Annotated in this window: 13 protein-coding genes; 9 read left to right on the top strand and 4 right to left on the bottom strand. The window is 39.7% G+C overall.

Annotation, left to right across the window (positions count from 1 at the left end):
• The first annotated feature begins 178 nt into the window (after positions 1–178).
• From dnaN to gpsA, 8 genes are all read left to right on the top strand, one after another.
• Positions 179–1,300 (top strand): DNA polymerase III subunit beta, encoded by a 1,122-nt coding sequence (dnaN, locus tag LBE40_RS06795; protein ID WP_004858336.1) that lies wholly within the window; start codon positions 179–181, stop codon positions 1,298–1,300.
• A 20-nt stretch (positions 1,301–1,320) separates the two neighbouring features.
• The gene (recF, locus tag LBE40_RS06790) at positions 1,321–2,454 is read left to right on the top strand and encodes a DNA replication/repair protein RecF (RefSeq protein ID WP_004858339.1); all 1,134 of its coding nucleotides are present in this window, start codon (positions 1,321–1,323) and stop codon (positions 2,452–2,454) included.
• A gap of 53 nt (positions 2,455–2,507) precedes the next feature.
• Positions 2,508–2,972: a type II 3-dehydroquinate dehydratase gene (aroQ, locus tag LBE40_RS06785; protein WP_004858342.1), complete on the top strand. Its 465-nt coding sequence runs from the start codon at positions 2,508–2,510 to the stop codon at positions 2,970–2,972.
• 114 nt (positions 2,973–3,086) lie between these two features.
• Positions 3,087–4,058, top strand: coding sequence for a ubiquinol oxidase subunit II (gene cyoA / locus LBE40_RS06780; protein ID WP_040296816.1), 972 nt, complete (start codon positions 3,087–3,089; stop codon positions 4,056–4,058).
• A gap of 74 nt (positions 4,059–4,132) precedes the next feature.
• Positions 4,133–6,151: a cytochrome o ubiquinol oxidase subunit I gene (gene cyoB, locus LBE40_RS06775; protein ID WP_004858348.1), complete on the top strand. Its 2,019-nt coding sequence runs from the start codon at positions 4,133–4,135 to the stop codon at positions 6,149–6,151.
• On the top strand, positions 6,148–6,813 hold the full coding sequence (locus LBE40_RS06770; protein ID WP_004858351.1) for a cytochrome (ubi)quinol oxidase subunit III: 666 nt from the start codon (positions 6,148–6,150) through the stop codon (positions 6,811–6,813). Before cyoB ends, LBE40_RS06770 begins: the two co-directional genes overlap by 4 nt.
• The gene (cyoD, locus tag LBE40_RS06765) at positions 6,813–7,709 is read left to right on the top strand and encodes a cytochrome o ubiquinol oxidase subunit IV (RefSeq protein ID WP_004858354.1); all 897 of its coding nucleotides are present in this window, start codon (positions 6,813–6,815) and stop codon (positions 7,707–7,709) included. The genes LBE40_RS06770 and cyoD overlap by 1 nt, the downstream gene beginning before the upstream one ends.
• Before the next feature lie 344 nt (positions 7,710–8,053).
• Positions 8,054–9,094: an NAD(P)H-dependent glycerol-3-phosphate dehydrogenase gene (gpsA, locus tag LBE40_RS06760; RefSeq protein WP_004858356.1), complete on the top strand. Its 1,041-nt coding sequence runs from the start codon at positions 8,054–8,056 to the stop codon at positions 9,092–9,094.
• Positions 9,095–9,370: 276 nt separating this feature from the next.
• Here gpsA and fabI read toward each other — a convergent pair whose 3' ends face one another.
• The 3 genes from fabI to fabA are packed head-to-tail and all read right to left on the bottom strand — an operon-like array spanning position 9,371 to position 12,027.
• On the bottom strand, positions 9,371–10,189 hold the full coding sequence (fabI, locus tag LBE40_RS06755) for an enoyl-ACP reductase FabI (protein WP_004858359.1): 819 nt from the start codon (positions 10,187–10,189) through the stop codon (positions 9,371–9,373).
• 51 nt (positions 10,190–10,240) lie between these two features.
• Positions 10,241–11,461 carry a beta-ketoacyl-ACP synthase I gene (gene fabB, locus LBE40_RS06750; protein ID WP_004858361.1) on the bottom strand — a complete coding sequence of 407 codons (1,221 nt, stop codon included), beginning with the start codon at positions 11,459–11,461 and terminating at the stop codon, positions 10,241–10,243.
• A 56-nt stretch (positions 11,462–11,517) separates the two neighbouring features.
• On the bottom strand, positions 11,518–12,027 hold the full coding sequence (fabA, locus tag LBE40_RS06745; RefSeq protein WP_004858364.1) for a 3-hydroxyacyl-[acyl-carrier-protein] dehydratase FabA: 510 nt from the start codon (positions 12,025–12,027) through the stop codon (positions 11,518–11,520).
• Between the two features lie 231 nt (positions 12,028–12,258).
• Here fabA and irrA point away from each other — a divergent pair, with 231 nt between their 5' ends.
• A complete protein-coding gene (gene irrA, locus LBE40_RS06740) occupies positions 12,259–12,753 on the top strand; it encodes an iron response transcriptional regulator IrrA (protein WP_004858366.1) in 495 nt (164 codons plus the stop codon).
• Between the two features lie 58 nt (positions 12,754–12,811).
• Here the strand turns inward: irrA and LBE40_RS06735 are convergent, their stop codons facing one another.
• The gene (locus tag LBE40_RS06735) at positions 12,812–13,384 is read right to left on the bottom strand and encodes an SH3 domain-containing protein (RefSeq protein WP_004858370.1); all 573 of its coding nucleotides are present in this window, start codon (positions 13,382–13,384) and stop codon (positions 12,812–12,814) included.
• Positions 13,385–14,066: the final 682 nt, after the last annotated feature.

Below are 14,066 nucleotides of genomic sequence, written 5' to 3'. Positions count from 1 at the left end.
TCTCTTTGGAGAAATATTGTAATAAAGAGCTTAATAAGGAGTGCTGTTTTTTCTTGTGCAGTAGTGGCTTGCCATTTTAAAAGAGGTTGAATAGAGTTCAATAGGTGATTCTTAAGGGGATAGGTTATTTTCAATCTAGAGAATTTTATAGTTTTTGGTAAATAGTAACGGGGATTTTATGCGTATTACAGTTGATCGCAATCAATTTCTCAAGTCTCTTGGTCGTGTTCACCGTGTGGTGGAACGCCGTAATACTGTTCCTATTTTATCGAATGTGCTGATTGATGCAGATGACGGTCGCATACAATTAAAAGCAACAGATCTTGATTTAGAGGTTACGGAATTTTTTATAGCAAATGTTGAACAAGCTGGGGCAATAACCGTTCCAGCACATTTGCTATATGACATAGTTCGAAAACTTCCTGATGGCAGTGAAATCGTATTATCGGTTGATGTAAATCAAGCAAATACCATGTCCGTTATTTCGGGTTGTGCACATTTTCAGCTTCAGTGTCTTCCAAAAATAGATTTTCCAGAATCGCTTCCGGGTCAGTTCGGTTATCGTTTCTCTCTGCCAGCATTGAGGTTAAAACATTTACTTGATTGTACGCAATTTGCTATTTCTACTGAAGAAACACGTTATTATCTTAATGGTATTTATTTTCATGTTGTTAATGACGGTATTTTGAAACTGCGTTTAGTTGCGACCGATGGTCACCGTTTGGCACAAGTTGATATGGAAGCTCCTTCAGGTGTTGATGGTATGCCAGGTGTCATTATTCCTCGTAAAGCCGTAGGGGAATTACAAAAACTTCTTTCAGAAGAAATTGATGGGGATATGTGTGTAGAGCTCTCAGAGACGAAGATTCGTTTTTCTGTAGGTTCTGTGGTTTTTACATCAAAATTAATTGACGGAACATTTCCAGATTATCAACGTGTTATCCCTCTTGGAAATGATAAAAAGTTGATTGTCAATAGGCAGGATTTTTCTTCTGCGGTTGATCGTGTTTCAACAATTTCGAGTGATCGTGGGCGTGCGGTGAAGTTGACGATTGAGCATGGGCAATTGAGGCTTGTCGTTAATAATCCTGATTCGGGAAGCGCGGAAGATCAATTAGCGGCAAATTACACATCTGATCCGCTTGAGATAGGGTTTAATTCACGTTATCTTTTGGATATTGCAGGGCAATTTTCGAGTGATGAGATGGTTTTTATGTTGGCTGATGCTGTCGCTCCAGCTCTGATTCGTGATAATGATGATGCGGATGCACTTTACGTGCTGATGCCTATTCGCGTTTAGGGAAGATTGTTTTGCAATGCATGGCTGGTCATGTGCACAAAGTGGCAGTGAGACAGCTAAAGCTTTGGCGTTATCGCAATTATCCTTATTTTAACATTCGTTTTTCAGGTCAGCATGTGGTTTTTACTGGCCATAATGGTGCTGGTAAGACCAATCTTTTAGAGGCGTTATCTTTTCTTTCTCCTGGTCGTGGTTTGCGGCGTGCGTCTTATTCTGATGTTAGTTTTGCAGATAGTAGAGGCGAAGGGTTTGTTGTGTTTGCGCGTCTTGAATGTGCTCTTTATGGTGAAGTAAATATTGGTACAGCTTTGGAAATTGATGATAACAGTCGAAAAGTGCATATTAATGGTGTAAATGAGACAGGTGATTGCTTAACAGATTACTGTCATATTAGTATTCTAACTCCTTCTATGGACGGGCTTTTTACAGGTTCTGCGCTTGAGCGTCGTCGTTTTTTGGATCGTATGGTTTTGGCTATTGATCCTTTGCATAGTCGCCGCATAGCAGATTATGATAGGGCTATGCGTGCACGTAATCGTTTGTTTTCGGATGGAAATGATGATTGTGCTTGGTTTGATGCTTTAGAAAAGCAAATGGCAGAACTTGCGACGGCTATTGCTGCGGCGCGTATTGATGTTATTCGGCTTTTAAATGAGATATTTTCACAAATGCCATCTCAGATACCTTTTCCACGGGCTTTTTTGCAAATTGATGGTTTTTTAGAAACGGCTCTAAGTAAGATATCGGCGGTTGAGGTTGAAGAGCAATTTTGTGATCGGTTGCAATATAACCGCGCAATAGATCGTGCTGCTGGGCGGACATTAGAGGGACCACATCGCACAGATTTGCAGGTTTTTTATGCTGATAAAAATATGGTTGCAGGATCTTGTTCAACTGGTGAACAAAAAGCTCTGTTGACAGGTTTGGTTTTGTGTCATGCGCGTTTAACAGGGATGATGTCGTATAGGGCTCCTATTCTTCTTCTTGATGAAATGGCTGCGCATCTTGATTCTTATAGGCGTGCTGCTTTATTTGATATTCTTGATGACCTAGGTGGACAAACATTTATGACAGGAACAGATCGCATTTTATTTGATGCCTTAAAAGGACGAGCAGAATTTTTTGAAATAAAGGATGGAGCTTTATTGCAGTAAGAAATATGCTAAAAATTTTTTTATAAGGTGATGGTCGAGGTGAGAGGCTTGCTATGTCTAAAGTTATAACGGTTCTAAATGGTCCTAATTTAAATTTTCTAGGTCAACGTGAGCCAGAAATTTACGGAACTGAAACCCTAGAAGATATTGAAAAATTTTGTAGGGAATGGGCAACAAGAGCTGGTGTGATGGTACACTTTCATCAAAGTAACTGTGAGGGTCAATTGATAGAATGGATCCAAGCAGCGATTGGGGTGAGTGCTGGATTGATCATAAATCCAGCTGCTTACAGCCATACATCTGTTGCACTTCTTGATGCATTAAAAATATTTTCAGGGACGAAAGTAGAGGTTCACTTATCTAATATTTATCAGCGTGAAGCTTTTCGCCACCATTCTTATACGTCTATAGGTGTGGATGCGATTATTGCCGGCTGTGGGAGTGATGGATATCGGTTTGCGCTTGAATATATTGCTAAGAGGCTTAAATTTAGCATAGAGGGATCAAAAATTGTATAATATCGATGAGGGTATTTGAATTTACTTGATAATTCTTTTTAAATAGGTAAGCATCTCATTGAGATTTTGTCGTTTTTTAGTGACAACTTCTGATATGTATGATGGGCAGGTAAAATGAGAAACTTTGTTAGACAAATAAAGATGCTCGTGATTTTAGGGGCAGTGTTGCTTTTGTCAGGTTGTAAATTTGACGTTATTAACCCAGCAGGATATGTTGCGAGGCAACAGCTTATTTTGATCGTTATTTGTGTTGCTGTTATGCTTTGCGTTGTGATTCCAGTTATGATCAGTGTGGTATTTTTAGCCATTAAATATCGTGCGTCAAATGCGGCAGCAGAGTATTTACCTGATTGGGGGCATTCAAATAAAATTGAAGCATTTATGTGGGGTATTCCAATTGTTATCGTGATGGTTTTGGGTGCGTTGACAGCCTATTACACCTATCAGCTTGAACCAGAGAATCCACTTCCAGTGGAAGTTGTTGGCGAAGGGAAGCCGTTGCAAGTAGATGTTGTCGCTCTTGATTGGAAATGGCTCTTTATTTATCCTGAATACAATGTTGCGTCGATTAATGAAATTTACGCGCCTAAAGGTCGTCAGGTTTTGTTGCAATTAACGTCAGAAAGTTCTGTCAACGCTTTTTGGGTACCAAAACTGGGCACAGTTCTTTACGCTATGCCACAAATGAATTCTAAGTTGCATTTGGTAGCTGATGAGCAAGGAATATTCAAAGGAAGCTCAGCGAATTACAGTGGTGATGGTTTTGCAGGGATGCGATTTCAATGGCATTCTGTCTCTTTGCAGGATTTTGACAATTGGATTTCTAAAGCTCGGGCTAGTGGCCAAATCCTTGATCGTGCGTCTTATCGTCAGCTTTCTATTGCGCCTCGTATGGGTGATATTGCTGCGAAGGAAAAAGATGCTGAAGTGCGTTATTTTGCACCCGTTGAGAAGCGGCTTTACTACCGGATTGTCAATCGATGTGTTGATGAAAATACGGTATGTAATGAGGACTTAATGAAGCGTGCTGCGGCTCAGACGCTTTGGGGCGCGCTTTGTTCTGTTTTTGATCCTGATGTTATTTAGGGCATCAATCGAGAAGGAACTCTTTTAAAAATAAGGTTTCTTTAAACTGAAATTTATTTGATACGGGTTGAGAAATGTTTGGAAGACTTACAGATCCTACGGCTGGTGCCTTTCATGCACTTGCACATGAGCCAATCGTTTTATACACATGTATTGCGATTGTTGTGGGTGGTTTGATTGCTGTTATTGCTTTGACAGTACTTGGATGGTGGGGCGTTTTATGGCGAAATTGGATTACAACAGTTGATCATAAACGCATTGGCATTATGTATATCGTGCTTGGCATTATCATGCTTGTTCGCGGTTTTGCCGATGCAATTATGATGCGAACGCACCAGGCTTTAGCACTTGGCAGTGAGTCGGCAGGGTATTTGCCTCCTGAGCATTTTGATCAGATTTTTTCGGCCCATGGTACCATTATGATTTTCTTCATGGCAACGCCAATTTTATTTGGTCTGTTCAATTATCTTATACCGCTTCAAATTGGTGCGCGTGATGTTGCTTTTCCTTTTGCGAATAATTTAGGTTTTTGGATTACTGCTGCAGGGGCAATATTAATTAACATATCACTAGGTGTCGGTAATTTTGGTCGTGGTGGTTGGTTGATGTATCCACCTTTCTCTGAATTGCAAAATAGTCCAGACACAGGGGTAGATTATTATTTATGGTCGCTTCAGCTTTCCGGTATCGCGACAACGATGGGGGCAATCAATTTTGTTGCGACCATTATTAAAATGCGTGCTCCTGGGATGACAATGATGAAAATGCCCGTCTTTTGTTGGAGCGCTTTCGTTAGTAATATCCTTATTTTAGTTATTTATCCCGTTTTAGCTGTAGCATTTGCACTCTTGGCATGTGATCGTTATTTGGGTATGAATTTCTTCACCAATGTTGGTGGCGGAAATCCGATGGTATGGATTAACTATGTTTGGATTTTTGGTCATCCTGAAGTTTATGTTTTGGTTGTTCCTGCTTTTGGGATTGTTTCTGAGGTTGTCTCAACTTTTTCTTCAAAGCGCCTCTTTGGTTATACTTCAATGGTATGGGCAATGTTGGTTATTTTAATTCTTTCTATGCTCGTTTGGGGGCATCATTTCTTTACGATGGGTGGAGGTGAGGCTGTAAATACCTTCTTTGGTATTGCAACGATGATTATCGCCGTTCCAACGGGTGTTAAAGTTTTTAATTGGTTGCTGACTATGCATAAAGGTCGGATTCGCTTTGAGCCTCCAATGCTTTGGTGCATGGGAATGATTTTTACGTTCGTTGGTGGTGGATTAACAGGCGTTTTGTTATCTATTGTACCTGCTGATTGGCAGTTTCATAATTCGCTCTTTTTGGTAGCACATTTCCATCATACAATTATTGGAGGTGTCGTTTTTGCTTATTTAGCTGGGCTTGCTTTTTGGTTTCCAAAAGTTTTTGGTTATAAACCGAATCGGGCACTTGGTATTGCATCTTTCTGGTGTTGGTTCATTGGTTTTTACCTTGCTTTTTTCCCAGTTTATGCGCTTGGGCTAATGGGTGCAACACGTCGTCTTCAACATTATATGGAACCTAGTTGGCAGCCAATGTTTATGATTGCTGCACTGGGGGCACTTATTATCTTGCTTGGTATTCTTTGTTTTGTGCTGCAAGTTGTTTTGGCGATTTGGTATGGTATCAAACATAAGGGACGCTTACCGATAACATTAAATGATTCTTGGGGTGATGCACGGACTCTTGAATGGTCTACTTCTTCACCTCCTCCTTCTTACAATTTTGCGATAATTCCGAGAGTAGAAACTGATGATGCTTATTGGAATATGAAGAAGAATGGTTATCAACGTCCGACAAGTGGGTTTTCAAAAATTCATATGCCGTCAAATACATCAGCTGGAATTATTGCGGGATTCTTTTCATTAGTTGTTGGTTTTGCGCTTGTTTGGCATATTTGGTGGCTCGTTGCGATTGGAATGATTGGCTTTGTTGCAACGATTGTGTGTCATTCATTAATAGGTGACCACCATGGTTATTATATTCCAGCTGAAGAAGTACAAAAAACTGAAGATGCTTTTACGGCTGTTCTTAAAGAACAAGGAGCAACAGTATGAGTGCGATAACAATGGATAATGCTCACATTGATGAGCATCATCATGATAGTAGTTCGGTAATGATATTTGGTTTTTGGGTCTATATTCTTTCGGATTTGATCCTGTTCTCGACGCTTTTTTCAAGTTTTGCTGTTTTTTCTGCTTCTTATGGAGGAGGCAAAGCTGGCAGTGAGTTTATTGATTTAAAATTTGTTTTGGTTGAAACTGCCATTTTATTGCTATCATCAATTACTTATGGGTTTGTAATGGTACAAGCGCATAAAGGTAATCTTAGTGGTGTGCGTTTATGGATGATTATTACCTTTGTACTTGGATGTTGCTTTATTGGAATGGAAATTTACGAATTCCATGAACTTTTGAGCGAGGTGTTCTATTACGATCCTAATGCTTATGCTGGTATTGATCCTGCAACAGGTTTACAGCTTTTTGGACGAGAAATTCTATCTGCTTATTGGTCAGCGTTTTTTGCTTTGGTTGGCACCCATGGTCTTCATGTGAGTGTTGGTCTTCTTTGGATGGTAGTGATGTTTTTTCATCTTCGTCGTTGTGGCTTAGATCGGGATAATAAAACGCGTTTGGCATGTCTTTCAATTTTCTGGCATTTACTTGATATTGTGTGGGTTGGTGTTTTCACCATGGTTTATCTGTTAGGAGCGCTGTAATGAGCATGCATAATGAAACACATAGTCCCAGTACTGGTTCCTATTTAGTTGGCTTTATTCTGGCTGTATTTTTCACTTTGGGCTCTTTTATTCCTGTGATGTATGGAATGATGGAAAGCTGGGCAATTAGCACGAAGGTTGCATATCTTATTGGGATGGCGATTATTCAAATTATTGTGCAGATTGTTTTCTTTTTACACTTGAATTCTGGTCCAGATGCTAAATGGAATTTAAGCGCTTTGTGGTTTGCAGTCATTTGTGTTTTTATTATTATTGGAGGTACTTGGTGGGCTATTTCCCATTTGAATTATAATATGATGGGTGGTTCAGGACGTATTATTGAGCCAGAAAAGGTAGAAAGAGATAGCTCTGTATCGGTAGAGAAATTATCAGACATACAAAAGCTTGAAGAGCATTTATTAGGTGTCCAAGTGTCCCCAAGGCAAGCACCGAATACGCAGGCTCCCGTAGAGCAGGCACCAGGAGTAGAAATGCCTGTGGGGCAAGCACCGAATACGCAGGCTCCCGTAGAGCAAGCGCCAGGGGTAGAAATGCCGTTAGGTCAAGCACCAAATATGCAGGCTCCCGTAGAGCAGGCGCCAGGAGTAGAAATGCCCGTGGGTCAAGCACCAAATATGCAGGCTCCCGTAGAGCAGGCACCAGGAGTAGAAATGCCTGTGGGTCAAGCACCAAATATGCAGGCTCCCGTAGAGCAGGCACCAGGAGTAGAAATGCCTGTGGGGCAAGCACCAAATACGCAGGCTCCCGTAGAGCAGGCACCAGGAGTAGAAATGCCTGTAGGGCAAGCACCAAATACGCAGGCTCCCGTAGAGCAGGCGCCAGGGGTAGAAATGCCCGTGGGGCAAGTACCGAATATGCAAGCGCCCATAAAGTAGTTACCAATAATAAAAATATTCATAGGAGCCAGTGCCAAGCATTGGCTCTTTTGGTAGGTGATAGGCACAAAAAATGTTCATGGGATGTAAGGTGGATGTTCGGTACAGGGAAGTAGTAGAATAATTATTGTGGGGGCATTATTTCAAATAGCCATTTATAGAATGTACAAGAGTTTATCTGTACAATTCAGTACAGAAAACATGAAGATCTTTAATAGATTACATATTGTATTGGATAAAGCCATGAAGCAGTAGGGCTTTCAAATTCAGTGAATTTATATTAAAGATATTGTAACAATAATATACAATTAAAACGAAGATTTGGAAAACCATCAGGAAACTTAATGAATGCGGTTTCGATGACAGTTATTGGTGCTGGTTCTTTTGGCACTGCATTAGCCATTGCGCTTGCTCGTAACGGTTATCGTGTTTTATTATGGGGACGTGACCTTCAGCATATCAGGAAATTACAGGAATATCGCTGTAATCAGGCATTTTTACCGGATGTTCGATTTCCTGACAATTTATCGCTTGAAGTTTCACTTGAGACTGCAATAACCGCAAGTCGGGATATATTAATAGCTGTTCCAAGTCATATGTTTCGTAAGGTATTATACAAAATAAAACCTTATTTAAATCAACATTCACGTATTATTTGGGCAACAAAAGGCCTAGAACATGGTACAGGACGGCTCTTACAAGAAGTTGCTCGTGAGATTTTGGGTGATAAAATTCCTTTAGCTATCTTTTCTGGACCAACTTTTGCTAAAGAATTGGCTATAGGTTTGCCTACAGCAATTACGGTCGCAGCTTCTGATGTTAAATTTAGTGAAGAACTACAGAAGCTTTTCCATTGTAGCAAAAATTTTAGAGTTTATAAAAATCCAGATATGATAGGCGTTCAATTAGGTGGAGCTGTCAAAAATGTCATTGCTATTGGTGCAGGAATATCAGATGGTATGGGATTTGGAGCAAATGCTCGAGTAGCTCTTATCACGCGAGGGTTAGCTGAAATCAGTCATTTAGGCATTGCTATGGGCGCTGAGCTTTCTACATTTATGGGGATGACAGGCTTAGGTGATTTGGTTTTGACATGTACTGATAACCAGTCGCGCAACCGCCGTTTTGGAATGCTGCTTGGTCAAGGAATGGATACAGAAGAAGCAGCAAAACAGGTTGGTCAAGTTGTTGAAGGTTATTTAAACACTAAAGAAGTGCATACGTTAGCACAACGTATCGGGGTAGAAATGCCAATTACAGAGCAAATTTATCAGGTTCTATTTTGTGGTAAAAGTGTAGTTGAAGCAGCTGATACATTACTGAGCCGAGCACTCAAAGATGAAATGCATGATTCCAGTATGTTTTTAAAATATTCAAACACCTAAGAGAGATATGATTATAGTATCACGGAAACTTTGCAATAGGTTATGCTAACCATTAGACAAGGCAATAACACTTTGGTGAAGTGTAGGGGTTATATGGGCTAACTTTTTATGCAATATGACTTAAACGTGAAAAATTTGATCATTATCTAAATCATCTCTTTGAGAATAAGGTACATCTTCTCCTTATAGAGTTATACAAAAGCAAGAAAGTGTTGAAAATACTACTAAAATAGTATGGAAATGGCCATTTTATACTTTTAAAAGTATTATGGATAGTTATTCTCCCTGAGTTTCCTCACTTTGTTTTAATTCTTTAAGTGTTGGCATAGACATAATGTTATAGCCCGAATCCACATAATGGATTTCACCAGTAACACCTGATGATAAATCAGAGAGTAGGTAAAGAGCAGATTTTCCGATTTCATGGATGTTCACTGTACGGCGCAATGGCGCATTACGACGTTGATACGAAAAGATCGCGCGTGCAGCTGCGATACCATTACCAGCCAAGGTCCTAACAGGTCCTGCTGAAATTGCATTAACGCGGATATTTTGAGGGCCAAAATCTGCGGCCAAATAGCGTACCATAGCTTCTAAAGCAGCTTTAGCCACACCCATGATATTGTAATTAGGTACAACTTGCTGTGAAGCTCCATAGGTAAGTGTTAAAAGTGTACCCCCATTGGGCATAAGTTTACCAGCACGTTGGGCAATTTCAGTAAAAGAATAAGCTGAAATAACCATTGTGCGTTTAAAATTTTCGCGTGTTGTAACATCAACATAACGCCCTTTTAGTTGAGTCTTATCTGAAAAGCCAATAGCATGAACAACGAAATCAATAGTTTTCCATTCTTTTTCAAGTTGTTCAAAGACGCGATCGACATTTTCAATTTTTTCAACATCGCATTCAAGTAACAATTTACAACCGAGCTGCTCTGCTAAGGGTTGAACCCTTTTCCCGAAGGCATCTCCTTGATAAGTAAAAGCTAATTCAGCTCCTGCTTCTGCTAGTTGGCACGCAATACCCCATGCGATTGAATGGTCATTTGCAACCCCCATAATAAGGCCACGTTTGCCCTCCATCAAACCTTTCATATTATTCTCCGTAAAAGATCGTGCTTTTTTCAACCAGCTAAGAATTCCTGTTTATGTATAGCGTTGGAAAACGAGCGTTGCATTGGTACCGCCAAAACCGAATGTATTTGACAATACAGTATTAAGTTGTTGATGATCACGACGTTCACGAACAATGGGCATATCAGCAAAAATTGGATCAAGCTCTTCAATATGAGCGCTTTCGCAAATAAAATTATGATTCATCATTAACAGTGTATAGATTGCTTCTTGAACACCTGCCGCTCCCAAAGAATGACCAGTTAAGGATTTTGTGGCAGAAATTGGAGGGCATTGATCACCTGCTCCAAAGATACGGCGGATTGCTTCTATTTCTGGAGGATCACCAACAGGTGTTGCGGTTGCATGGGGATTGATATAATCAATCTTATTATTTACGGTTGCAAGCGCCATACGCATACACCGTTCTGCTCCCTCGCCAGATGGAGCGACCATATCATGTCCATCAGATGTAGCGCCATACCCAACAATTTCTCCATAGATTTTCGCACCACGTGCTTTAGCAAGTTCTAGCTCTTCAAGAACCAAAACACCAGCCCCACCAGCAATAACAAATCCATCACGATTGATATCATAGGCACGTGAAGCTTTTTGAGGTACATCATTATATTTGCTGGACATAGCACCCATAGCATCGAACAACACAGATAGTGTCCAATCTAAATCTTCGCAACCACCGGCAAAGATACGGTCCTGCCTGCCGTATTGTATCAATTCATAAGCATTTCCAATACAATGATTAGAAGTGGCACAAGCCGAAGAGATTGAATAATTCACTCCTTTAATTTTAAAAAAAGTTGCAAGTGTTGCAGATGCTGTAGAACTCATCGCTTTAGGTACGACAAAAGGACCAACGCGCTTTGGACCTTTTTGGCGTGTAATATCAGCAGCTTCAACAATTGATTGAGTTGAAGCCCCTCCAGAGCCCATAATGATACCTGTACGTTCATTTGATACTTCATGAAGTTCTAAACCCGCATCAGCAATTGCTTGATCCAGGGCAATGTGATTCCAAGCAGTTCCACGTCCATGAAAACGTAAAGCACGTCGATCAACTAATTCTTCTACATTAACATTAGGTTTGCCATAAACTCTGCTACGAAAGCCCAACTCGGCATACTGGGGCGCATAAGAAATCCCAGATTTCGCTTCATACAAGCTAGTTAAAACGGCTTGAGGGTTATTTCCGATTGCAGAGACAATTCCCATTCCAGTTACAACAACTCGACGCATTCATACCTCCTTGTTTCACACAGAATAACAAAATATCCCTGCTAATGGAAATAATTTCAGTCTTCTTTAAACAAAGCAACACGTAAATCACTCGCTTTATAGATGGATTCCCCATCTGCTTTTACCCATCCATCGGCTATTCCCAAGACCAAATTCCCACGCCGAATACGTTTAAAATCTATTCCATATTCAAGAAGTTTGGTTTGCGGAGTTACCATACCTGATAATTTTACTTCACCTGTTGATATAGCTCTTCCTTTGCCTAGTTCACCTAACCAACCGAGAAAAAAACCTGTTAATTGCCACATACCATCTAAACCGAGACATCCTGGCATGACTGGATCACCTATAAAGTGACAGTCAAAGAACCATAAGTCTGGAGTAATATCAAATTCGGCACGGACCATTCCTTTATTGTATTCACCACCGGTTTCACTAATTTGGGTGATTCGATGAATCATTAACATTGGTGGTGCAGGTAATTGTGCATTACCCCTACCAAACATTTCGCCGCGCGCGCAGCTTAGAAGCTCTTCATAAGTGTAGCGAGACTTTTGTTCAGTCATTGTTACTCCATTTATTTGCGTATATTTTTAACTTCTGCGCTTCTCCACAATCTACTTTTAGAGCAAATTTTAAGGAGAGGGAAATGATTTTATATCATTTTTAATGACAAATACCCTTTTTTATGTATCCTGCACGGTAGGTTATTTAAAAATGGAATAAAAATTACACCATACTGTCCCCATTTTTATGTTTTAACCTTATTTGAACAGAAATAAGTTGTGGTCTTTAACATGTCAGTGAGCGTAGAGAATTTAGGTTTGGATGAAGAAGAACAGTCAACGAAGGATTGTGAAGAGGTTGTGCATTATTATTCCATCCCTATGTTAGAAAAACGTTTGCGTCAAAATGGATTGCGGCCAACACGTCAGCGGTTAGAGCTTGCTCATATGATTTTTTCTCAAGGCAACCGTCATATCGCTGCTGAAGAGCTCTATGAAGAGGCAATAGCGTTAGGTGTGCCTGTGTCTTTAGCAACTGTTTATAATACACTTCATCAATTTACGGAAGCAGGGTTATTACGGATTATTGCCGTAGAAGGTTCGAAAACTTGGTTTGATACTAATACATCTAATCATTATCATTTTTATATAGAAGGTGAGAATCGTATTCTTGATATTTCGTGCGATTTGGAAGAAGCTCCTATTATTGGAAATTTGCCTAAACCACCAGAAGGTATGGAAATTTCGCATGTTGATTTGATAGTTCGGTTAAAACCAAAAACTTAATTATAGGATTCGAGGAATTCAATAAGGAATGAAAATTAAACTTTATTGATTTGAAAATTTACCAACCTTTTATTTTTTCATCAGGATAGATTCCCCATAACTGTGGTTGAGGAAGCCATCCGCGCGTATTGTTAATACTTAATTCGCACCAGTATCCATCGCATTGGCGGATGTTACCAATGACATTAGGCTCTACTTCTGCCACAAGTTCTGCGTTGTCTGCAGGACTTTTGCGTAGCATCAGCCTTTTTGTTTTATCTTTTTGCCATGGAATAGCTATAGCGGTTCGTTTTCCTGATAAAAGCGATTGATATACCCATCCCTCATCGCCTTCGGCATCACGAATTTTGCGCCATTGATCATATTCTTGGATGATTTCAATAGGCAATCCCTGTTTTTTGTAGGTAAAGATGATAGAATAATTGCTACCTGGTCCGATGCGCACATTAACACGGGTAGGTTTTATCGAAGCAAACCGTGGAAGTGGTAAACCGCTTGGTCCTAAATTTTGCCCTGAATTTTGATTGAGTGTTTGTGCGTGCAAAAAACGAGGTGAGCTGAATACAAAGGTTCCTGCTATTAGGATACGTAATGCAAGCACTGAGAATCGAAACCAACTAAAATATTGCACACTTAAACCTTTTATCTATTCGTTTCTATATATTGGTAATCTAAGATCTGGAAGATAGGATTGAGAACTGATCAAAATTATGGCATACTGCTAGTTAAAGAGATCTAAACAATGAAGAATTTGTTACAAGAATAACAGAATAAGTAAAACAAAAGTTTGGACTTCTAATGCTTACATTGTTTATGAGAGTATACCGTTCATCAACGTCCAGTTTTCTTTTGCATCAACCAAGTACAGAAGTATAAAATTGAACAGAAGATTCAGAGCAAAACTTGTGAGCCTATGCAATGAATCACATAAGTGGTTAGAAAGTGGAGTGTAGTTGACAGAAGCCAATCTTTAATCAGATTGGTGATGGTTAAGGATTTTCGTTTTTTAAGGTGGGGAGGAAGTCAAGAGATGCAAAAAGTTACAAAATTTTATCATCTTATTAAATTACATGAAGAAGAAGTCATGGTTTGATATAATATTCTTTCCACACACAATTACATATTTTGACAGTGATTTGTATTTGCGATCTGTCGTGATTCAGGGGATTTGAAATATGCGGAATGTTTTATACCAGATAAGAAAACCATCACGGAGTTGTATACAAAAAAATTACAGGAAAAGACAAAAAAACACTCCATACGCATACTCATTTCTTGAAATAGCTAAAAGCAAAAAATCCGTGTGCTATATC

This window comes from Bartonella taylorii (assembly GCF_023920105.1).
GTDB classification, from domain to species: domain Bacteria; phylum Pseudomonadota; class Alphaproteobacteria; order Rhizobiales; family Rhizobiaceae; genus Bartonella; species Bartonella taylorii.
The sequence above is the reverse complement of the archived record's forward strand: the minus strand, read 5'-3'. Positions and strand labels throughout refer to the sequence as shown.